24 protein-coding genes are annotated in these 20,903 nt (G+C 65.7%); 10 read left to right on the top strand and 14 right to left on the bottom strand.

What is annotated here, in order from left to right; translation table 11 throughout:
* Positions 1–161: 161 nt before the first annotated feature.
* From FNV92_RS30230 to FNV92_RS30205, 6 genes are all read right to left on the bottom strand, one after another.
* A complete protein-coding gene (locus FNV92_RS30230) occupies positions 162–1,115 on the bottom strand; it encodes a ribose-phosphate pyrophosphokinase (RefSeq protein WP_168213489.1) in 954 nt (317 codons plus the stop codon).
* Positions 1,116–1,309: 194 nt separating this feature from the next.
* Positions 1,310–1,918, bottom strand: a complete 609-nt coding sequence (locus FNV92_RS30225) for a hypothetical protein (RefSeq protein ID WP_041748545.1) — start codon at positions 1,916–1,918, stop codon at positions 1,310–1,312.
* A gap of 122 nt (positions 1,919–2,040) precedes the next feature.
* Positions 2,041–2,808 (bottom strand): peptidoglycan editing factor PgeF, encoded by a 768-nt coding sequence (gene pgeF / locus FNV92_RS30220; protein WP_143843360.1) that lies wholly within the window; start codon positions 2,806–2,808, stop codon positions 2,041–2,043.
* On the bottom strand, positions 2,805–3,923 hold the full coding sequence (locus tag FNV92_RS30215) for a class I SAM-dependent methyltransferase (protein WP_143843361.1): 1,119 nt from the start codon (positions 3,921–3,923) through the stop codon (positions 2,805–2,807). The genes pgeF and FNV92_RS30215 overlap by 4 nt, the downstream gene beginning before the upstream one ends.
* 21 nt (positions 3,924–3,944) lie before the next feature.
* A complete protein-coding gene (lgt, locus tag FNV92_RS30210) occupies positions 3,945–4,790 on the bottom strand; it encodes a prolipoprotein diacylglyceryl transferase (protein ID WP_168213490.1) in 846 nt (281 codons plus the stop codon).
* Positions 4,791–4,993: 203 nt separating this feature from the next.
* Complete coding sequence (locus FNV92_RS30205; protein WP_143843363.1) at positions 4,994–5,725, bottom strand: dienelactone hydrolase family protein; 732 nt, start codon at positions 5,723–5,725, stop codon at positions 4,994–4,996.
* A gap of 155 nt (positions 5,726–5,880) precedes the next feature.
* Between FNV92_RS30205 and FNV92_RS30200 the strand changes: the two genes are divergently transcribed.
* The 4 genes from FNV92_RS30200 to ychF all read left to right on the top strand — a co-directional run bounded on the left by FNV92_RS30200 (position 5,881) and on the right by ychF (position 8,973).
* Positions 5,881–6,132 carry an accessory factor UbiK family protein gene (locus FNV92_RS30200; protein ID WP_015688521.1) on the top strand — a complete coding sequence of 84 codons (252 nt, stop codon included), beginning with the start codon at positions 5,881–5,883 and terminating at the stop codon, positions 6,130–6,132.
* A gap of 345 nt (positions 6,133–6,477) precedes the next feature.
* Positions 6,478–7,206 carry a 50S ribosomal protein L25/general stress protein Ctc gene (locus FNV92_RS30195; protein WP_015688520.1) on the top strand — a complete coding sequence of 243 codons (729 nt, stop codon included), beginning with the start codon at positions 6,478–6,480 and terminating at the stop codon, positions 7,204–7,206.
* A gap of 58 nt (positions 7,207–7,264) precedes the next feature.
* A complete protein-coding gene (gene pth / locus FNV92_RS30190; RefSeq protein ID WP_143843364.1) occupies positions 7,265–7,870 on the top strand; it encodes an aminoacyl-tRNA hydrolase in 606 nt (201 codons plus the stop codon).
* A gap of 5 nt (positions 7,871–7,875) precedes the next feature.
* A complete protein-coding gene (ychF, locus tag FNV92_RS30185) occupies positions 7,876–8,973 on the top strand; it encodes a redox-regulated ATPase YchF (protein WP_143843365.1) in 1,098 nt (365 codons plus the stop codon).
* Between the two features lie 119 nt (positions 8,974–9,092).
* Here the strand turns inward: ychF and FNV92_RS30180 are convergent, their stop codons facing one another.
* Complete coding sequence (locus tag FNV92_RS30180; protein ID WP_015688517.1) at positions 9,093–9,389, bottom strand: DUF4282 domain-containing protein; 297 nt, start codon at positions 9,387–9,389, stop codon at positions 9,093–9,095.
* A gap of 166 nt (positions 9,390–9,555) precedes the next feature.
* Here FNV92_RS30180 and FNV92_RS30175 point away from each other — a divergent pair, with 166 nt between their 5' ends.
* The 3 genes from FNV92_RS30175 to FNV92_RS30165 all read left to right on the top strand — a co-directional run bounded on the left by FNV92_RS30175 (position 9,556) and on the right by FNV92_RS30165 (position 10,835).
* Positions 9,556–10,008 carry a MaoC family dehydratase gene (locus FNV92_RS30175; protein ID WP_168213491.1) on the top strand — a complete coding sequence of 151 codons (453 nt, stop codon included), beginning with the start codon at positions 9,556–9,558 and terminating at the stop codon, positions 10,006–10,008.
* Positions 10,008–10,490: a MaoC family dehydratase gene (locus tag FNV92_RS30170; RefSeq protein WP_143843367.1), complete on the top strand. Its 483-nt coding sequence runs from the start codon at positions 10,008–10,010 to the stop codon at positions 10,488–10,490. Before FNV92_RS30175 ends, FNV92_RS30170 begins: the two co-directional genes overlap by 1 nt.
* 198 nt (positions 10,491–10,688) lie before the next feature.
* Entirely contained in the window at positions 10,689–10,835 is a 147-nt protein-coding gene (locus tag FNV92_RS30165; protein WP_015688514.1) for a hypothetical protein, read from the top strand.
* Between the two features lie 65 nt (positions 10,836–10,900).
* Here the strand turns inward: FNV92_RS30165 and FNV92_RS30160 are convergent, their stop codons facing one another.
* The 6 genes from FNV92_RS30160 to FNV92_RS30135 all read right to left on the bottom strand — a co-directional run bounded on the left by FNV92_RS30160 (position 10,901) and on the right by FNV92_RS30135 (position 16,413).
* Positions 10,901–11,038 (bottom strand): hypothetical protein, encoded by a 138-nt coding sequence (locus tag FNV92_RS30160; protein ID WP_168213492.1) that lies wholly within the window; start codon positions 11,036–11,038, stop codon positions 10,901–10,903.
* Positions 11,039–11,312: 274 nt separating this feature from the next.
* Complete coding sequence (locus FNV92_RS30155) at positions 11,313–11,738, bottom strand: hypothetical protein (RefSeq protein WP_015688512.1); 426 nt, start codon at positions 11,736–11,738, stop codon at positions 11,313–11,315.
* Positions 11,739–11,927: 189 nt separating this feature from the next.
* Complete coding sequence (locus FNV92_RS30150) at positions 11,928–12,854, bottom strand: hypothetical protein (RefSeq protein ID WP_143843368.1); 927 nt, start codon at positions 12,852–12,854, stop codon at positions 11,928–11,930.
* Positions 12,855–13,105: 251 nt separating this feature from the next.
* A complete protein-coding gene (locus FNV92_RS30145; protein WP_143843369.1) occupies positions 13,106–13,546 on the bottom strand; it encodes a nuclear transport factor 2 family protein in 441 nt (146 codons plus the stop codon).
* A gap of 230 nt (positions 13,547–13,776) precedes the next feature.
* A complete protein-coding gene (locus FNV92_RS30140) occupies positions 13,777–15,813 on the bottom strand; it encodes a YadA family autotransporter adhesin (protein ID WP_143843370.1) in 2,037 nt (678 codons plus the stop codon).
* Positions 15,814–15,960: 147 nt separating this feature from the next.
* On the bottom strand, positions 15,961–16,413 hold the full coding sequence (locus FNV92_RS30135; RefSeq protein ID WP_015688508.1) for a nuclear transport factor 2 family protein: 453 nt from the start codon (positions 16,411–16,413) through the stop codon (positions 15,961–15,963).
* Between the two features lie 282 nt (positions 16,414–16,695).
* On the opposite strand from FNV92_RS30135, the gene FNV92_RS30130 reads away from it, so the two are divergent.
* From FNV92_RS30130 to FNV92_RS30120, 3 genes are all read left to right on the top strand, one after another.
* Positions 16,696–16,944, top strand: coding sequence for a hypothetical protein (locus FNV92_RS30130; RefSeq protein ID WP_143843371.1), 249 nt, complete (start codon positions 16,696–16,698; stop codon positions 16,942–16,944).
* 149 nt (positions 16,945–17,093) lie between these two features.
* A complete protein-coding gene (locus FNV92_RS30125; RefSeq protein ID WP_143843372.1) occupies positions 17,094–17,480 on the top strand; it encodes a hypothetical protein in 387 nt (128 codons plus the stop codon).
* Between the two features lie 7 nt (positions 17,481–17,487).
* A complete protein-coding gene (locus tag FNV92_RS30120; RefSeq protein WP_143843373.1) occupies positions 17,488–17,850 on the top strand; it encodes a hypothetical protein in 363 nt (120 codons plus the stop codon).
* Positions 17,851–17,932: 82 nt separating this feature from the next.
* Here the strand turns inward: FNV92_RS30120 and uvrB are convergent, their stop codons facing one another.
* On the bottom strand, positions 17,933–20,890 hold the full coding sequence (gene uvrB / locus FNV92_RS30115) for an excinuclease ABC subunit UvrB (protein WP_143843374.1): 2,958 nt from the start codon (positions 20,888–20,890) through the stop codon (positions 17,933–17,935).
* Between the last annotated feature and the right edge of the window lie 13 nt (positions 20,891–20,903).

Raw genomic sequence — 20,903 nt, 5'->3', positions numbered from 1 at the left:
TTCTCGCTCCCTCGCCCCGCTTGCGGGGAGAGGGTGGGGTGAGGGGGAGTCTCCGCGAGAGAAGTGAGAGTTGGACTCATGAAGAGTCCCCCTCACCCGGAATCCGCGCTTTGCGCGCATTCCGGCCTCTCCCCGCAAGCGGGGAGAGGCGAACAAGAAAATCAGTCGAACAGGCTCGACACCGACTCTTCCGCAGCGGTGCGGGCGATGGCGTCCGAGATCAGGCTGGCGATCGGCAGCGTGCGGATGTTCGGCGCCTTGCTCACCGCGTCCGTCGGCAGGATCGAGTCGGTGATCACGAGCTCCTTCAGCCTGGAGTTGGTGATACGGGCGGCCGCGCCGCCGGAGAGCACGCCGTGAGTGATGTAGGCGTAAACGTCCTTGGCACCCTTGGCGATCAGCGCATCGGCCGCGTTCACCAGCGTGCCGCCGGAGTCGACGATGTCGTCGATCAGGATGCAGGTGTAGCCGGCGACGTCGCCGATCACGTTCATGACCTCGGATTCGCCGGCGCGCTCGCGGCGCTTGTCGACGATCGCGAGCGGGGTGTTGATACGCTTGGCGAGGCCGCGTGCACGGGCCACGCCGCCGACGTCGGGCGAGATCACCATCGTCTTGGAGAGGTCGAACTTGTCCTTGATGTCGCGCACCATCAGCGGCGCGGCGTAGAGGTTGTCGGTCGGGATGTCGAAGAAGCCCTGAATCTGGCCGGCGTGCAGGTCGAGCGTCATGACGCGGTCGACGCCGGCCTGCGTGATCAGGTTGGCGACCAGCTTGGCCGAGATCGGCGTGCGCGAACCAGATTTGCGGTCCTGCCGGGCGTAGCCGAAATAGGGCAGCACGGCGGTAATCCGGCGCGCCGAGGAGCGGCGCAGCGCATCGGTGATGATCAGCAATTCCATCAGATGGTCGTTCGCCGGGAACGAGGTCGACTGGATGATGAAGGCATCCGAGCCGCGGACGTTCTCCTGGATCTCGACGAAGATCTCCATGTCGGCGAAGCGCCGGACCACCGCCTTGGTCAGCGGCAGGTCTAGGCCCTGCGCGATGGCCTGCGCGAGGGCTGGATTGGAGTTGCCGGCGACGAGCTTGATGGAGCCGTTCTTGCCCGACATGGACGCTTCCTCCCGCGCTTTGCTGGATACGACGTTCAACATCCTAGAATACCCACTGGAAGCACGGTTACCGACGGGCGAGCAAATATCAGGCCGGGGGCTCCGATGGCAACCCGGGATGCTACGTTTTCCCTCTGAAATCCTGAGTCGGGCCAACGGTTTGGCCGATAGTTGGGCCTGTGGTTTAGCGGCGGTTATCGTTCGGCGTAGCCGAGCGCGGAGGCCGGCAGGCCCGGCCCGTCCGGGGTCACGCTTGCCACCGCTGGTCCGCGCAGGCCGGGAACAGCGCTCGGGGTATCCGGCGTCCCGGTGATCATGTTGGAAAGTCCACTGAATCCGGCCTGGGCGATCTTCCGCAGCACGAGGTCGTCGGCGGCCGACCAGGGATCGCGCCCACCCTTGGCGGAGGTCGGTTCCTCGCCCGAGACCCGCAGTGCCCGCTGCTGGTTGGCATCGTAGACGTCCCAGACCCAGGCGATCACGGTCTTGCCGCGCACCACCTGCGCGGAGAGGTAGCTGCGCACACGATAGGCAGCCGTCCCCTCGCGAGAGACGACGGACAGGCTGCGCAGCTTGGATTCGCTGTCGAGCACACCGACCATGCGGTCGAACACTTGCGGCGGCGGCCCGTCGATCGATTCGAAGGCGACCGTCGCTCCGGAGCCGGCGCTCGGCGCCATTGCATAGGAATTGGCGGCACCGCCACCGCCGGCACAGCCGGCCAGTGCGGTTGCTGCCGCCAGCAGCATGACCGCCAGCACGCGCGAACCCGCGCGGCGCAAGATGGATGACGCGTCCCTCATTATGGAGGGCAGCGATATCGTTAAAACGCATTAACGTCTAGGGCGGGGGCGACACAGATCCGGGGCATTACGGGCGCGATTTGTGTGCATCGCCCCGGAATGACACGAGGTTGCTCTTGTGTTCACCCTTCCAGCGCGATCGCGTGGACGTGGCGGCCGTAATCCGGCTCCTTGCGATGCACCGAGCGGCGATAGCTGAAGAAGCGCTCGTCGGCGTAGGTGTCCAGGCCAAGATCGTCGATCATCAAGATGCCGGCCACCTCCAGCCGCTTGCGGATGAACCCGGCGAGATCGAACATCGCGTGGCCCTCGCGAACCGACGGGATGAAGAACACGGCGTTGTCCGCATCAGCCTCGATGAAGCGCGCTACGAATTCGTTGCCGACCTCGTAGCTGTCCTGCCGGATCAAGGGCCCGATCGCAGCGATGATGCCGCTGCGCGCGGCGCCGAGCTTCTCCATCGCCAGGATCGTCGATTCCAGCACACCGGTTAGCGCGCCCTTCCAGCCGGCATGTGCGCCGCCGATCACGCGGGCGTTGGGATCGACGAACAGCACCGGCCCGCAATCGGCGGTGGAGACGCCGAGCGCGATCCCCGGCGTCTTCGTCACCAGCGCATCGCCCTTCGGCCGCGGCCCGCTTGGCCATGGCGCATTCGCGACGAGCACGTCGGGCGAATGGATCTGGTGCAGGCTGAGGAAGCGCTCCGGCGCGACGCCGACATGCTCGGCCATGCGGCGGCGGTTCTCCGCGACGAGGGTCTGATCGTCGTTGGAGCCGAGCCCGCCGTTCAGCGCGGAGTAGATGCCGCCGGAGACGCCGCCCTCGCGCGTGAAGAAGGAATGCCGCAGCCCGGGCACGGCCGACAGCAGCGACGAAGCAAGGGTCATGAAGCGTCTCCGGCATGTTCGAGATCGCTGAGGCCCGCAAGGCCTGTCAGCCGCGGCTCGGAGATGCCGAGCACCTTGAACATCGAGCCCATGCCGCTACGCCCGGTGTCGGTCAGGCGCTTGAGCGCGATCGAGATATCGGTGGCGATTTCAGGCGAGGCCTTCTGCATCAGAGCGTTTGCGCGCGTCTCGATGCCGACGCGCTTGAGGAAATCGCCCTGCGTCACCGGGCCGTGCACGCGGGCGCCGACGTCTTCGGCGGCGCGCGCCAGCGCCTGGAAGTCGACATGGGCGGTGACGTCGGCCTGGCCCGGCGCCTTCAGGGGATCGGTGAAGGTGTGGCGGGCGATGGCCTGGAAGGTGTCGCCGGCATCGCTGCGCAGATGTCCGTAGTCGATGATCAGCGCCGCGCCGTCCTGGTCGCGCACGCGCGTGGCGAGCTTCATGATCTCGCTGTCGGGCCGCCATTCGAACACGGCGCCGACGGGCGCGGCCCGCACCAAAGGCGGCAGCAGCACGTCGAAACGCGGCGTCGGCTCGGCCGCCGCGCCGAATTGAAGCTTGCCGTTGGAGTCGACCTCGATCACGCGCTCGTGCCAGCCGTGTTCGCGCTTCACCATCTGGTGAATCGGCAGCACGTCGAAATATTCATTGGCGAGGATGATGCTCGGTCCTTCCGGCACGTCATCGATGCTGTCGTGCCAGGCGATGTTGCGCACACCCGACAGCGTCGCATTCTGCCGCTCGCGCAGGACGGGATTGACCTCGACCATGTGGATGTGAAGCGCCTGATAGAGCGGCGGCAGCACGCGGAGCGCGCGCAGCGCATCCGCCATCATGGTGCCACGTCCGGGGCCGAGCTCGATCAGCCGCAGGAATTGCGGCGAGCCCATCTGCTTCCAGACCGAGGCGGTCCACAACCCCAGGAGCTCGCCGAACATCTGGCTGACCTCCGGCGAGGTGGTGAAGTCGCCCTCGCGCCCGAGCGGATCGCGCGAGATGTAATAGCCATGGCGCGGGTGCATCAGGCACAGCTCCATGTACCGCCAGACCGGCATGGGGCCTGAGGATTTGATCAGCGCCTTGATCTCGTTGAGTAGCGGCTGTTCGGTCACGGTCTGTCTTCTCGAAAGAAATTAACGAATGGCCTCTGCGGGCTTCGGCGCACCGCGCCTCACAGCCAATACAATAAGCATGAGGCCGACAATAAGCATCGGGATCGACAACAGCATGCCCATGGTTAATCCGCCCCAGAGGAAGCCGAGCTGGGCGTCCGGCTCGCGAAAATGCTCGCCGGCGATCCGGGACAGGCCATAGATCAGGATGAAGGCGCCGAGGATCATGCCGGGTCGCTTCAGGGCGCCGAGGCGGATCATGATCGCGAGCACCGTGAACAGCAGGATGCCTTCCATGCCGGCCTCGTAGAGCTGGCTCGGATGGCGCGGGAGCTGTGTGGGGTCGTTGGGGAAGATCATCGCCCAGGGCAGGCTGGGGTCGGTGGCGCGGCCCCACAATTCGCCATTGATGAAATTGGCGATGCGCCCGAGCAGGAGGCCGACCGGAGCAACCGCGGTGGTGATATCGCCGAGCGACAGGATCGAGATGCCGCTCCGGTAGGCGAACCACATCACCGCGACGACGCAGCCGAGGAAACCGCCATGGAAGGACATGCCGCCCTCCCACAATTTGAAGATCGCGGCGGGATGATCGATGAAGAAGGGCAGGTTGTAGAACAGCACGTAGCCGGTGCGACCGCCCAGGATGATGCCGAGCGTCACCCAGAGGATGAAATCGTCGATCTGCACCAGCGACATCGGCGCGGGGCCGCCCCACAGCCGTTCTTTTTTCAGCAGCGACCGCGCATAGAGCCATCCGAACACGATGCCGCTGATATAGGCCAGCGCATACCAGCGGATCGCGAACGGACCGATCTCGATCGCGATCGGCTTGAAGGCGGGAAAGTCGATGAGCAGGAAAAGCATCAGGCCTTCTTAGTGGTGAGTGTCGTTCGCGGCCACGCCGGAAGTGCGCTCCCTCCCCCGCCTGCGGGGGAGGGGTGGGGAGAGGGTGCTTCCCCAGGCGAGAACCCCCAAGAGGAGAAAGCCCTCACCCGCGCCTTCAGCGCGACCTCTCCCGCAAGCGGGAGAGGTGGACCGAGTTCGCGGATGCGTATGGTCCATACAGCTCACACGAGATTGCGGCGATAGAGCGCCAGCAGGCGCTCCCAATGTCGCTCGGCGGCGTCGCGGTCGTAGACCGGGCGCTTGGGAAAGGCGAAGCCGTGATGCGTGCCGGGATAGATCTCGACCTCGGCCTTGGCACCGCTCATGCCCTGCTTGACCTTCTCGATGATCTCCGTGGGTGCGTAGATGTCGGTTTCGGCGCAGGCGAAATAGAGTTCTGCCCTGGTCTTGCCTCCGGCGAGATGCGGGCTGTCGTCCTGGTCGGTCGCGAGCTGCGTGCCGTAGATCGAGGCGGCGGCCTTGACGCGATCGGGGAAATGCGTGGCGGCGTTGACGGCGTAGCGGCCGCTCATGCAGTAGCCGACGGTCCCGACAATCTTCGTGTTCGCGGCCGCCTGGCCCTCGGCATAGGTGAGCAGCGCCCTGGTGTCGTCCATGATCATCGGAATCGTGAGCGAGCCCATCAGCGCGAACATGCGCTTGCGCTCCGGCGCGTTCGGATCGGCCGGCAGCGCGCCGAGCTCCATCACGCCGGAGCGGTAGTAGAGGTTCGGTAGCATCACGTAATAGCCTGACGTCGCGAGCCGCCGCGCCATGTCGCGAAGCTCCTCGCGGATCGCCGGCGCGTCCATGTAGAACAGGATGACCGGAAACGGTCCGCCCCGTTCGGGATGGCTGATGAAGGTTGCGGTGTGGCCGTCCTTGGTGGGGATCGCGATCTGCTGGTCGATCATCTCGTGCGCCTTGTGATTCTTCTTATTCAGGGACGTTGAATACGATTGCAAGGAAACCGGGGCATGACAAGGATACCGCCAATCGGCCCTTGAACCGTTCCGCTCGGATTGCCATTGTCTCCTGCAAGTTCGCGCAAAGTTTATCGGAGGCCGACATGACCCAGACCAACAACCGGTTTTTCGACGAGATCGGCCGCCTGATGAACGACGCCGCTGGTGCCGCCCAGGGCGTCAAGCGTGAGTTCGACACGGTCTTGCGCACTCAGGCAGAAAAATTCCTGCGCGACATGGACCTGGTCAAGCGTGAGGAGTTCGAGGCGGTCAAGGACATGGCCCGCCTGGCGCGCGAGGAGAACGAGACGCTGAAGGCGCGCATCGCAGCGCTGGAAGCGAAGCTCGGGGGGTAGGGGCGGTCTAGGACGTTTCTTACCCTCCCCTGGAGGGGGAGGGTCGCTGCGCATGCAGCGAAGCTGAATGCGTAGCGGGGTGGGGTGATCTCTCCACTCGGGCAGCGCCTCCGTGGAGAGACTGTCACCCCACCCCACCCCGCTCGCGCTGCGCGCGATCGACCCTCCCCCTCTAGGGGAGGGTGGGAAAGCCCGCCCGGCGGCCCAATCTCCTTGTCATTTCCGCGTCTTCCGGGTAAAAGCCCGCCACGTCCGCGGCCCCCGCACCCCTGGAGGCTTGCTGCGGCGAACGCGATGGGCCGCCTTGCGGCCCATTAACTTTTGCAAAAACAAGGACTTAACGTTATGGCGACGACCGTCAAGGAATTGAAGGCGACCGCACGTCCGAAGAGCGGCAAGGGGGCCGCCCGGGCTGAGCGTCGCGCCGGGAAAGTGCCCGGAGTGATCTATGGCAACAAACAGCCCCCGCTTCCGATCTCGGTCGACGACCGTGAACTGCGCCAGCGCATCCTCGCCGGCCGGTTCCTGACGACGCTTGTCGACATCGACCTCGACGGCAAGAAGCACCGCGTGATTCCGCGCGACTATCACCTCGACCCGGTCAAGGACTTCCCGATCCACGTCGACTTCATGCGGCTCGGCGAAGGCGCCACCATCCGCATCAGCGTGCCCCTGCACGTCGTGAAGTCGGAATCCTCTCCGGGCGTGAAGCGCGGCGGCGCCGTCAACATCGTCGCCCACGCGATCGAGCTCGAGTGCGGTGTCGAGAACATCCCGCAGTTCATCGAGGTTGATGTCGGCACGCTCGAAATCGGCCACTCGCTGCATCTGTCCGACATCAAGCTGCCGGCCGGCGTCAAGGCGCTGACCGCCGAGGACGCAACCCTCGTCACCATCGTGCCGCCCTCCGGCTACGCCGAAGAGCAGAAGGCTGCGGCTGCTGCCACGGCTCCGGGTGCTGCTGCGGCTCCGGCGGCTGGTGCTGCTCCGGCGGCTGGTGCTGCTGCTCCGGCGGCTGGCGCGAAGGCTCCGGCGGCGGCTGCCAAGGCTCCCGCCGGCGACAAGAAGAAGTAATCTCTCAAAGCTGGCGCGCGGTCTCTGATCGCGCGCCGAGCGAGGGGCGCGCCGCGTCATGCGACTGTTTGTTGGGCTCGGCAATCCCGGCGCGAAATACGCACGTAACCGGCACAATATCGGCTTCATGGCCGTCGACGAGATCGCGCGGCGTCATGGTTTCGCACCGTGGCGCCGCAGGTTTCAGGGCGAGACCGCGGAAGGTGCGCTCGGCCCTGAGCGCGTGATCCTGCTCAAGCCCACGACCTACATGAACGATTCCGGCCGCAGCGTTCAGGAGGCGACAGGCTTCTTCAAGATCGCGCCCGGCGACGTCACCGTGTTCCACGACGAACTTGAGCTGCCCCCGGGCAAGGTGCGGGTGAAGATCGGCGGCGGCATCGCCGGCCACAACGGCCTGCGCTCGATCTCGGCGCATATCGGCAACGACTACCGCCGGGTCCGGCTCGGCATCGGTCATCCCGGCGTCAAGGAATTGGTGCACGGCCACGTGCTGTCGGACTTCGCCAAGGCCGACAATGACTGGGTCGCGACCCTCTGCGACGCTGTTGCCGAGCACGCCGGATTGATCGCCAAGGGTACCGACGCGACCTTCGCCAACAGGGTGCATCTCGCGATGCAGGCGAAGGGATTTTTGACCAAGGACGACAACGGCAAGGAATAACGCTCGTGGGATTCAAATGCGGGATCGTCGGATTGCCCAATGTCGGCAAGTCGACCTTGTTCAACGCGCTGACCGAGACGGCCGCGGCGCAGGCCGCGAACTATCCGTTCTGCACCATTGAGCCGAATGTCGGTGAGGTCGCCGTGCCGGATCCGCGGCTGGACAAGCTCGCCTTGATCGCCAAGTCCGGACAGATCATTCCGACCCGGCTGACCTTCGTCGACATCGCGGGCCTCGTGCGCGGCGCTTCCAAGGGTGAAGGCCTCGGCAACCAGTTCCTCGCCAACATCCGCGAGGTCGACGCCATCGCGCATGTCGTGCGCTGCTTCGAGGATTCCGACATCACCCATGTCGAGGGCAAGATCGCCCCGCTCGCCGACATCGAGACCATCGAGACCGAACTGATGCTCGCCGATCTCGACAGCCTCGAGAAGCGCGTCGACAACCTCACCAAGAAGGCCAAGGGCAACGACAAGGACGCCAAGGAGCAGCTCGACCTCGTCAACCGCACATTGGTGCTGCTGCGTGAGGGCAAGCCTGCACGCCTGGTCGAACGCAAGGCGGAGGAGGAGCGCGCCTTCGGGATGCTCGGCCTGTTGTCGTCCAAGCCCGTGCTCTATGTCTGCAACGTCGAGGAAGGGGCGGCCGCGACGGGCAATTCGTTCTCGAAGGCGGTGCAGGACCAGGCCGCCAGGGAAGGCGCGATTGCCGTCGTCATCTCCGCCAAGATCGAATCCGAGATTGCCACCCTTTCACGCGAAGAGCGTGCTGACTTCCTCGAGACGCTGGGCCTCGAAGAGGCCGGCCTCGATCGCCTGATCCGCGCCGGCTACACGCTGCTCGACCTCATCACCTATTTCACGGTGGGTCCGAAGGAAGCGCGCGCCTGGACCATCCATCGCGGCACCAAGGCGCCGGGCGCAGCCGGTGTGATCCACACCGACTTCGAGAAGGGCTTCATCCGTGCCGAGACCATCGCGTTTGAGGATTACGTGGCGTTCAACGGCGAAGCCGGTGCCCGCGATGCCGGCAAGCTCCGCCTCGAAGGCAAGGAATACGTCGTCGCCGACGGCGACGTGATGCATTTCCGGTTCAACACGTAAGGTCTCTTCGTCATTCCGGGGCGCGCCTCTTGGCGCGAACCCGGAATCCATTTGTCCGTTAACTCCGAGGCCCGATGGATTCCGGGCTCGCCTCTTCGAGGCGCCCCGGAATGAGCTCCTCACCGCATCCCGCCGCCCTGGTCCCGGATCGCGCCGAGATGCTCGTTGATGCGGAAGATGATCAGGATCAGTTCCGCGATGATGCGCGAGAACACAATGCCGACCACGACACTGGCGATCGACGACAGCAGTAGCAGGAAGCCACCGAACGGGCTGATCGCCATCGCAGCCAGGCCGGAAAAGATGCCGGAGAGGCCGAACAGGCAGATCAGCGCGATCACCAGCCAGTAGAAGGTCTTGATGATCGTCGGCGTGATGAACCGGTCCCACTGAAACAGGTCGCTGAATGAAAACATTGCTCTCCCCAGGGCAAATCGGGCCTTGGCCCTCGGTCGGTCCAGCTCTGGCCACCGACTCAAGGCTAGGCGGCTGCGTCGAATGTAGCACGAGCCATGCGGGCCGGCGGGTTGAGATTGCCGCAAACTGCGGCCACAATCTGTCATTCCCTCAAGCAATCACAAGATGACCCTGACCTTCGAAGATTTTCCGCCCGGCCGCTTCGGAACGTTCGGCCCGCGCCATGTCACCCGCGACGAGATCCTGGCCTTTGCCGCCGAGTTCGATCCGCAGCCGATGCACCTCGACGAGGAGGCGGCGGCCAAGAGCATGCTGCGCGGCCTGTCCGGCTCCGGCTGGCACCTCTGCTCGCTGATGATGCGGATGATGGCCGACGGCTTCATCACCCGTGCCGCATCGCTCGGCTCGCCCGGCGTCGACGAGGTGCGCTGGCTGTCGCCCTTGCGGCCCGGCGACGACCTCATGCTCGACGTCGACGTCGTGGAAGCCCGCGCCTCGAAGAGCCGCCCCGAGCTTGGCATCGTCAAGTTCAAATGCACCGTGCGCAACGCGGCCGGGCAGGCGCTGTGCGAGATGACCTCGCCGATCCTGATCAAGCGGCGCGAGGGGGCGGTCTGATGCGGTTCTTCGACGACATCGAGATCGGCCACCGCCGCGAGATCGGCGCCTACATTTTCACCGCGGACTCCATCAAGACCTTCGCCGCAAAGTTCGATCCGCAGCGCTTTCACCTCGACGAGGAGGAAGGCAAGAACTCGCTGTTCGGCGGGCTCGCGGCTTCGGGCTGGCATGTCGGCTCGGCCTGCATGAGCCTGCTTGTCGCGGACGGCCAGCGTCTGGCGCGTGAGGCCGCGGAACGCGGCGAGGAGATCGCGGTGTGGGGTCCGTCGCCGGGCTTTCGCGATCTGCGCTGGATCAGGCCGGTGCTCGCCGGCGACACGATCAGCTACGTCAACGTCGTCGTCGACAAGCGCATCTCCGCCTCGCGTCCCGGCTGGGGCATTCTGACGGCCCGCACCACCGGCACCAACCAGCGCGGCGAGGAGGTCTATTCCATCACCGCCAGCGCCTTCGTGCCGATGCGCGCAAAGAGCGGTTAGATTCGTTCCAGGATGAACGGCTGAAAACAGCGCGCGAGTGTTGCCCGCGCGCTATGGACGCGATTCGGGGCGGCTGGCATAAGCCTGCGCAACATGGTGACCCGCGAAGAGTTGGCGGAACCATCGAGTTGCTAACCAATTATGAACCTGTCGCTGTCTATTTGAACGAACTGGGCAGAGTACAGGGGAACGAGGACCATGGCAGATCGCGGCGCACTCAAGCTGGTCGGATTTATCTTTGCTACCGCCACGCTGGCCGTGATGCTGGTCGCCGGCATGGTGGTGAAGGGCTATGCCGATGGCGGCTACACCCTGGAAGCCTCGAGCGTCGACGCGAGCCGTTAACGGTTCGTTAACTCCGCGGCGCCGCGACGCGGCGTCCGCGCGGGGCCACAAAGCGGTCTCCGCCCTCAGCGGCTATAGACGAACGCCAATATCGCGATCGCAACCGCCAGCAGTCCGACAAAGCGCAGCATGATCGTGCCGAACTGGTTCGGCGCCGGCTGCATCGGTATCGGGTCCGTGGTGTCGGGCCGTATGCTTTCCATCTGAAATGTCCCCAGGCCCGGCCGTCGGTGGTGCGGGCGCTTGGCGTTAGTCGGTGCGAGGGCGGGCAGGGTTCAATATCGAAGCCCTCCGCCGTCATGCCCCGCGCAGGCGGGGCATCCAGTACGCCGCGACGTCTCGGTTCAATCACTGCCGTCTCTGGAATACTCGGTCGTCCGGTCAAGCCGGACGACCACAGCGAGAATATGGCGACAGAATCAAAACCGCCGCGCCCCTGTCGGAACGCGGCGGCCCGTGATGCGTGACGTTAAGCGATCAGCTGTTGCGCAGGCCGTCGGCGGCGCGCTTCCATTGCGCGACGTTGTCGGCGATCATGCGGGTCGACTTCATCGCGGCCTGGCTGAGCTGGGCGTAGCCGGAGATCTCGCGCTGGACGCGCTGGCCTTCGGCGTGCAGCAAATCGCGCAGGCTCTCGAGCTCGGAGATCAGGTTCTCGATCTCGGCGAGCGAGGTGCCCGCGACGCGCTGGATCAGCGAGTTGACGTTGGTGACGGTGGCCTCCGCGCTCGGATCGAGCGGCGGCGCGTCGGTGGTGGCGGTCGCCGCCGGCCTGCGCAGATAGGCGATGTCGTTGCGGACGAAGTCGCGGATGCCGGCTTCGACCTCGGTGACGGCGGCGAGGTTGGTGTCGACCGTCTCGGTCTCGGTGGTCTCGGTCTTTTCCGGACGCATGGCGTTCATCGTTGTTCCCCTGTTCGCGTTGAGCGCAGCGCGAGTGTCCCCCGCACGACGACGTCTGTAAGGCCGTCGCATCAGGGCGCCGGATTTTGGCCGCAACTTGGCCGAGGTGCGGCAAGGTCGGTCCATTCGGGGGCTTTGCCGTGGCGTATGGTTAGCAGAGCGTGAACGCCATGCGCATGGCGCGTTGAGCTACCAGCTCTTCTTGAAGCCCGCCGACAGGCTCTTGTTGATCGCGCCTTGCGAGGTCTCGCCGACGGAGCCGGAGACGGTGACGTTGTCGAACAGCTTCTGCTCGGCGCCGACCTTGCGCAGCCATTTGTCGTCGGTGGTCGACAGCGTCTGGCCGGCGGTGATGCTGGTGCCGGTGTCGGTGATGGTGACCTTGGCGGATTGGTCGGTCCCGTAATTGCGCGTGATGTGCCCGCCGACGCCGGGCAAGGCCGTCGTGCCTTGCTGGTTGACGCTGTAGCCGTTCTGTAGCGTCAGCGATGTGTCGCCCGACAGCGGCACCGATTTGGTCAGCGATGCCCCGATCTTGCTCTGCTCGGCGCCGGGATCGACGCGGGCTTCCACCGCGGTCTTGTCCCAGATCACGCCCGCCCCCGGCGCGGTCGCCGCCGCCCAGGCGCTGCCGGAGGATTGCGGCACGTTGCCGCCATTGGTGGCCTTCTGCGCCAGCAACTCGGACATCGTTCGCGGCTCGCTCGTCACCGTCATGTCGGCGCCGATGCGGGCGTCCCAGAACGAGGAGACCGACTGCTTCACCGTCACGGCCGAGGAGCCGTTGGCATTGGCGTTCGACGACCAGTCCATGCCGTCCTTGGCGGCGGCTTGGGCGCGCTTCTTGGCGGCTGCGATTTCGCTCGCGGTGCCGGCATCGACCGCGAGCTGGCTCCAGTCGAGCTTGTCGACGTCGATGCCTTTGAGCACGTCGGGGTCGTTGACGTCAGGGGTCGCCTCGGCGGTCTCCGCGGCCTCGGCCTCATCGTCGGGCACGGCCGCGGCGGGGGAGAAGGGCGGAATGATCTGCGCAGAGACCGTCAGCACCGAGCCCAGGACGAACACAACCGCCAGCGCCGGCAGCCTGGTCCAGCCAAAACCTGTCGAAAATTCCATCGTCCTGCCCGCGAGCCCAGTTCGCGCCGAGGATGCGGAACTATCGTTGCAAAATTGTGGCGTGGTGCTGCCTTGCACAAGTACGGGATGCCGCAGCCTCCCCAAAAAATGACGAACCAACGGGCCGCGCGAAAGGCGCGCGCCCGGTGACGAGCTTCTCCACGACGGCGTCCGGCGGGGCTGGAGGCCAGGACGCGCCGCGGCGAGCATCAAGTCGCCGGTCCCGAACTGCGGGGCCCGTTGGTGTCCCTTCAGCCGACGCTGGTCATCCTTGGCAGATGAATGGCGCGGCCGAGTGCCTGCTCGACCAGGTCGAAGCTGTCGACCAGCACGCGCATGCCGATCAGCTTGCCGGCCCTGAACTGGGCGAACTGCGCCACCCGCAAGCTGATCGGCTTGTCGGAATCCAGCGCGGTCAGCGAATACCGCAGCATCGAGGCGGCGGAATCGACGCCGAGCATGATGCTCTCGCGGTCGAAGCGGCGGACACGGAAATTGTCGGCGAGCTGGTGGATGACGTCGAGCACGGCGTCCTTGCCCTGGCGCGCGCCGAGGAACGGAAACATGTCGATCGGGCCGTAGATCGCCCACTCGACGTCCTCGTCGATCAGGGCCTCGATATCCTCGAAATGCCGGTCGTTGATCGCGCGGTGCAACGCGCGCGAGAAACGCCAGAGGCTGTGCTCTGTCATTTTGGGCGTCCTGAAACTGGCTCGCAAAAACGAAAAACAACCCCATGCACAGTAGGCGCCGCGGGGTTGCTTCAATTCGTTCGTGTACAAACAGATAGACTCGATTTGCGGAAATGCAAATCACGATATTGCAATGCACAATTGAGCGCTGTTTGGGGGATTTACAATAGATCCCCGTATTTTACCGGGCCGTATCGCGCGCCGGTTCCCGCTGGGACGAGTGCGGGTGATCAGAACTCGACCGCGACGCCCGCGCGTCCGACATTCATCCCGCCGGAATTGGCGAAGCTGCCATGAACCATCAACGGAATGGCCGAACTCAGGTTGAGGCGATGCGCGACCGCCACGCCGGCGCCGGTCTGCCCCTGAAAAAAGCCGGAGTTGAGCGACACGGTCGTGCGGCCCGGACCCGAGGGCATGGCGGCGACCGCGAGCGCCGCGGTGGCGGCGATCCCGCGACGTGCCTCGGTCTGGTTGGTCGTGATCTGGTTTTGCAAGCCGTTCAGCTGGCCCTGGACTCCGGACGTGATGCTGCCGAGCTGGCTGACATTGACCGCATCGGTCGGCGCGATGCCGGCCGCGACATTGCTGACGCGCCGCTCATTGCCTGCGGACCCGACCGACACCGTGTTCGCGGCGGTCGCTACCGAGCCCGTACCGATCGCCACTGAATTCGTTGCTGCAGCCTGCACGACCGCACCGGCGCCAACCGCCGTGCCTCCGACCGCGGCGACCGTGGCGCTCTGGCCGACCGCGACCGCGTTGGCCGTCGTTGCGCTGGCCGAATTGCCGAGCGCGGTCGCGGACGACACGTTGGCGGTGCCGCCGGTTGCCACGGCAAAGTCGCCGAACGCCGCGCCGCCGTTGGCCGCTTGCGCGGCGTTGCCGACCGCGACCGATCCGGTCGCCACCGCACCGGTGCCGAGCGCAATGGCGTTGGCACCGCTGGCGACGGCGCCGGTGCCCTGCGCGATGGCATTGACGGCGGTCGCCTGCGCGCCGTTGCCGATCGCGATGGCGTTGCTGGCGGACGCAAAGGCGGCATTGCCGGCACCTGTCGCGGCATTGCCGCCGATCGCGATCGCGTTGGCACCCTGCGCCTGGGCGTTGCCGCCGACCGCGGTCGCGTAGGTCTGTCCGGCGGCAGTGCTGCCGGCCTGAGCACCGGCACCGAGCGCGGTGGTGCCTTCGTTGCCGAACGCGCCGCCGGCATTGGCCAGGGCGCCGAATGCGGAAGCAATGCGGCCGGACGCGGTCACGGTGTCGCCGATCGCGATGGCGCTGGTGCCGGTCACAGTCGAGGTGATGCCAATGGCAATGGCGCGGGAGGCATCGACGGTGTTCGACGCGCCGACGGCGGTCGATCCTGCCGAATTGGCGGTGGCGCCGACCGTGTTGGAATTTCCCATCACCTGCACGGCGTTGCCCCAGCCGGCCTGGCTGGTCCCATTGACTGTGTTGCCGTCCCCGAACACGAAGCTGTTGCTGCCGTTGATGGTGTTGGGATCTCCGATGGCGAAACTACCACTGCCGTTGACGGTCTGGCCCGTTCCGAACGCCCCGCTGTTATTGCCGGTCACGCTGTTGTTGCTGCCGGTCGCGATGCTGGACGAGCCGGTGACGGTGTTGGCGGTGCCGAACGCCCCGCTGCTCGCGCCGGTGACGGTCGACACCGACCCCACCACGGTGGAGTCGGTGCTGTTGGCGAGGGTGCTGCCGCCGATGGCCACGCTCCGCGTTCCGAACGACCGAGCCGGCGTTGCGCCGACGCCGTCGCCGCCACCGATAGCCACACTGTAATCACCGCGGGACAGGACTTCGACCAGGCTGGAGGGATTGGAGCCCGCGCCGATCGCCGTCGAGTATACCCCGATGACACCGGTGGTTGAATTGGCATTGGCCCCGATGCTGGTCACGCCCGAAACGTTGGTGGTCGTGCCCGCGAAGCTGCCGATGGTCGTCGTGTTGTCGCCGATCGCGAAAGCGCCATAGCCCGATGCGGTGGCGCCACCCGAAATGCCCGAGGCCGCGCCGGTGGCGATCGCCCCCGTGCCGCAAGCCGTATCGTGCGGGTTGGTGGCGGTCGCACCCGAGCCACCCTGCGGCTCGCCGCCTGTCGCGCTCCCTCCGCAGACGAATTGCGCCGCGGCCGGGCGGATCGCCTCCAGCGAGGCAAGCCCCAGGACGGCGGCTCCGATCATGAAGGCAGCGACAATGTCACGGCGCCGCGCGCCGGCCGAGCGCGAGGACGGAGGCGTGAAGAACATGGTGTTTGCTCCCTGGGACCATCAAATCTGCGGTCACGTGGGGCGAATTTAGCTGTAACGTTTCCCGCAAGAAACATCCGGCAATCCGGACGGCACACGCGCCGGACGAGTGTGGCTGGCCCGACACAGCCAGGCCCGGCCTCCTGCCTAGTCCCGCGGCACTAGCGCCCCCAGGATCAGCGGTCCGATCTCGCGCTCCAGCACCTGCTGCACCAGGTCATAGGAATCGATGATTTCGCGGATCTGCGCCACCAGCCCGCCGCGGAAGCTGTAGAACACGGCCATGTCGAATTGCACGATGCGGTCGTTGCTGCGTTTCCTGAAATAGGTGTGCATGTAGGTCGCGACCTCGTCGCCGTCGGCGAGGATATGCGGCGCCTTGTAGCGGATGTCCGAATAGCGCGACCAGATCGTCTCCCAGAGCGCACGCAACTCGGCCTTGCCATGGCGCGGCACCATGTGGGGCAGCACGTCGATCGGCGCGTGGGTGAGAAAGTCGACGTCGTCGGTGCAGCACGACAGCGCGGCCTCGATATCGCCGCGCGCAAAGCTGTCGAGCAGGTGCAGCACGCGTTGCCTGTTCAGCGATTCAACCGTCATGCCGCTCCCGCCCCATTGGCCGTGGAATGCAACGCTATCGTGCAGCTTGCGGGTCCAGCAATCCGCAAAAAGACAGAGCCCTGTCGCGATTGGTCATGTGTCGATGGACCGCGGTTCACATGCTGCAAGGGCGGGCTGCGCATGCATCCGCCCGCTGGAATTTGCAGGGACGCGATGACGCCGCGCGCACAGCGTCCGGCGCGATCCGCATGCGGCACGCGCTGGAACCGGAACCGCTTGCGCTCGTTGAGATGCCGATCATTCATCCGGAGACACCGATCCATGAAATCCCCGCTTCTCGCCGTCGCCGCCGCGGTTCTCATGCTGGGCGCGACCTCCGCCGCCAATGCCAAGGGCTGCATCAAGGGCGCCATCGTCGGCGGCGTCGCCGGCCACTATGCCGGCCATCATGGCGTCCTCGGCGCCGCCGCCGGCTGCCTCTACGGCCGCCACCACGCCAAGGAACAGCAAGAGCAACAGGAAAAGCAGCAGCAACAGCAGAGCCAGGTCAACGGCCAGGGCAAGCTGTAGCCCCTGTCATTCCGGGGCGCGCCACTTGGCGCGAGCCCGGAATCCATTGCACCACAGTTCCGGCAGCCGATTGGAGCGCGTGACCCATCTCACATCACGCCCGTCCCGGCGCGGCTAACGTCATCGGCATGTCATCAGGGAGACGTGCCATGGCTTCCATCGCCGCCGCAAGAAAGTCCCGCCTGCACAACGCCATCGAAGGCCTCGCGCTGACGACGGTTCTGCAGAGCTTCCCGACCTTCGCCGCCGCCGCCTTCCTGCTCAAGCTCTGCGGCAACCACGACTTGGTCGGCGACCCCGGCGTCGCCATCTTCGTCGCCGTCGCATCGCTCGCCCACGCGATGCTGGCCGTGACTTTCGGCCCGAGCTTCCCCGCCTTCTTCAAGACCGTCTACGAGCCAAAATTCTTCGAGGCTCATCTGTCGCTCGCCGACAAGATCACCGCCTGGCGCACCCAGCCCGTCGCCTCGCTCCAGCTCATGACCATCGTGCTGCTGTTGTCGGTGATGGCCGTGGTGACGGCGAGCGTGGGGTGAGCGCGTCATGGCCTCGATCACCGCGCCGAAATCTGGCCCGCTCAACTGGCTCGAAGGCTTTGCGCTGACCGCAACGCTCCAGGGCTTCCCGATCTTCGCGGCAGCCTCGCTGATGGTGAAGCTGCTCGGCGATGATCGCGGGGGCCAGCGCGTGCTCACCGTTGTCATGGCGACGCTGCTCTACAGCGTCCTCGTCATCTGGCTCGGAACAAAATTCCCGAAATTGAAGAACGGCTACGAGGCGAATTTCTTCGACGCCAGCCTGTCCTTCTCCGAAAAGATCGCGCGCTGGCGCGCCAAGCCCGCGACGTCGGCGCAACTTGTAGCCTCAGTGCTGCTGCTGTCGCTGTTGGCGGTGAGTGTGGGGTGAGGGCTACTTGTCATTTCCGGGCGCCGCAACGCGGCCAGCCCGGAATCCATAGCCACGAATGGCGAGGATGATACCGCGCATCCTACCTCTTCTTCCACCCACCCCTTCGCCCCGGCATCCCGCCCGTCGACTTCGGCGCGGGCCCGAACTCCGGCCCCGACTGCCTTGAGTCCGTCGGCTGGATGATCCGGCTTTCGCCGCCGAACGGCTTTGACGGCAGCGCGCGGTTTTCGCGGTAGGGCAGCGATTCCGGCCCGTGCATCTCGTCGAGATGCGGCTTGTGCACCTTCGAGCCGCTGCCGCCGCCGCTCGCCTTCAGCGCGGAGCTCACTGTCTTCTTCTTCATGGCGCTGACGGGCAGATTGGCGGCGTCGCCGTACTTCTTCGCCCCGGCATAGGCGCCGGCCTTGCCTTGCACGGTACGCTGCTTGGCGGTGGGGTCGTCGACCACCGCGAGCTCGGTGGCGCGCAGGCGCTTGACCTCGTCGCGCAGGCGGGCGGCTTCCTCGAAGTTCAAATCGGCGGCGGCCTCGCGCATGCGGGTTTCGAGATCGGCGAGCACGGCCTCGAAATTGTGGCCGATCGAGATGACGTCGTCGGTCATGTCGTGGCCGCCGATCTCGACCAGCACGTGGTCGCGCTCGTAGACGCTGTTCATGATGTCGCCGATCGACTTCTTGACGCTCTCCGGCGTGATGCCGTGCTCCGTGTTGTACTCGACCTGCTTTTCGCGGCGGCGGTTGGTTTCGGCGATGGCGCGCTCCATCGATCCGGTCATCTGGTCGGCATAGAGGATCACCTTGCCGTCGACGTTGCGCGCGGCGCGGCCGATGGTCTGGATCAGCGAGGTCTCGCTGCGCAGAAAACCTTCCTTGTCGGCGTCCAGAATCGCGACCAGCGCGCATTCGGGAATGTCGAGGCCCTCGCGCAGCAGGTTGATGCCGACCAGCGCGTCGAACGCACCGAGGCGGAGATCCCTGATGATCTCGATGCGCTCGATGGTGTCGATATCAGAGTGCATGTAGCGGACGCGAATACCCTGCTCGTGCAGATATTCGGTGAGGTCCTCCGCCATGCGCTTGGTCAGCACCGTGATCAGCGAGCGATAGCCGGCCTGCGCGGTGGCGCGGACCTCGCCGACGAGATCGTCGACCTGGGTGCGGGCGGGGCGAATGTCCACGGGGGGATCAATCAGGCCGGTGGGGCGAATGACCTGCTCGACGAACACGCCGCCGCTCTCGTTCAGTTCCCAGCTGCTCGGCGTCGCCGACACCGCGACCGTCTGCGGCCGCATCATGTCCCATTCCTCGAAGCGAAGCGGGCGATTGTCCATGCAGGAGGGCAGGCGGAAGCCGTATTCGGCCAGCGTCGCCTTGCGGCGGAAGTCGCCTTTGAACATCGCGCCGATCTGCGGCACGGTGACGTGGCTCTCGTCGGCGAACACCAGCGCGTTGTCGGGCACGTATTCGAACAGCGTCGGCGGCGGCTCGCCGGGAAGGCGACCGGTCAGATAGCGGGAATAGTTCTCGATGCCGGCGCAGCTCCCCGTCGCCTCCATCATCTCGATGTCGAAGGTGGTGCGCTGCTCCAGGCGCTGCGCTTCCAGCAGGCGGCCCTGGTTGTTGAGCTGGTCGAGCCGCATCTTCAACTCGGATTTGATCGACTTGATCGCCTGTACCAGCGTCGGACGCGGCGTCACATAGTGCGAGTTGGCGTACATCTTGATGAATTCGAGCTCGTCCTGCTTGTGGCCGGTGAGCGGATCGAACTCCTCGATGGTCTCGATGGTGTCGCCGAACAGATTGACGCGCCAGGCCCGGTCCTCATAGTGCGCCGGGAAGATGTCGATGACGTCGCCGCGCACGCGAAACGTACCGCGGGTGAAATCGGCCTGGGTGCGCTTGTACTGGAGCGCGACGAGGTCGGCGATGAGCTGGCGCTGGTCGATGCGCTCGCCCTTCTTCAGCGCGAACGTCATCGCGGTGTAGGTCTCGACCGAGCCGATACCGTAGATGCAGGACACCGAGGCGACGATGATGACGTCGTCGCGTTCGAGCAGCGCGCGCGTCGCGGAGTGGCGCATGCGGTCGATCTGCTCGTTGATCGAGGAGTCCTTCTCGATATAGGTGTCGGTGCGCGGGACGTAGGCTTCCGGCTGGTAATAGTCGTAATACGAGACGAAATACTCGACCGCGTTGTCCGGGAAAAAGCTCTTGAACTCGCCATAGAGCTGGGCGGCCAGCGTCTTGTTCGGGGCGAGGATGATGGCAGGCCGCTGCGTCGCCTCGATCACCTTGGCCATGGTGTAGGTCTTGCCCGAGCCGGTGACACCGAGCAGCACCTGCGAACGGTCGTTCCGGTTGATCCCTTCGACCAGTTCCGCGATCGCGGTCGGCTGGTCGCCGCGCGGCTCGTAGGACGACTTGATCTCGAAGCGCACGCCGCCTTCGGACTTTTCCGGGCGCGGCGGCCGGTGCGGCGTCCACACCTTCAGCGAGCCGTCGTTCTTGCGGAACTCGGGACGGCCCTCGCGGATCAGCGATTCCAGCGCATCGGCGGTCGCCTTGACGCCGAGCGCCTCCATCTTGTTGCGCGGCGGCCGCGCCAGCGCCTCGGCGTCGTCCTCCTCGGTGGGAAAACCGAGCTGCCGCGCCAGTTCCGGATCGAGCGTCGGGATCGTGGCCGCGGTGCCGTAATTGGCCTGCGGCGCTTCGTCGAAACCGCTGCCTTCGCGGGCGCCCGGCGGCTGCGGATTGGGACGCAGCGGCATCGGCCGCGCCGCATCCTGCGGAAACGCCTTCGGCGTCGAGGCGCGCGCACGGTGCGCGGCGGCCTCGCCCCCGGAGCGGCGATCGCGCGAATTGTCCGGCGGCGGCTGCAGGCCAGTGCCTGAGCCAAGTCCGGCATCGCCGCGATTGATCGCGGGATTTAGCAGTTCGGCCAATGCCGGCCCGATCGGCTGCACGTCGGGCCGATGAGCCTTGGAGTTCGGCGTCTTGGATTTTGGGGTTTTTGCGGGGGGAGCAGGTTTCTTCGCCATGTCCCGAATATGG

The organism is Bradyrhizobium cosmicum, from assembly GCF_007290395.2.
GTDB lineage: Bacteria > Pseudomonadota > Alphaproteobacteria > Rhizobiales > Xanthobacteraceae > Bradyrhizobium > Bradyrhizobium cosmicum.
The sequence above is the reverse complement of the archived record's forward strand: the minus strand, read 5'-3'. Positions and strand labels throughout refer to the sequence as shown.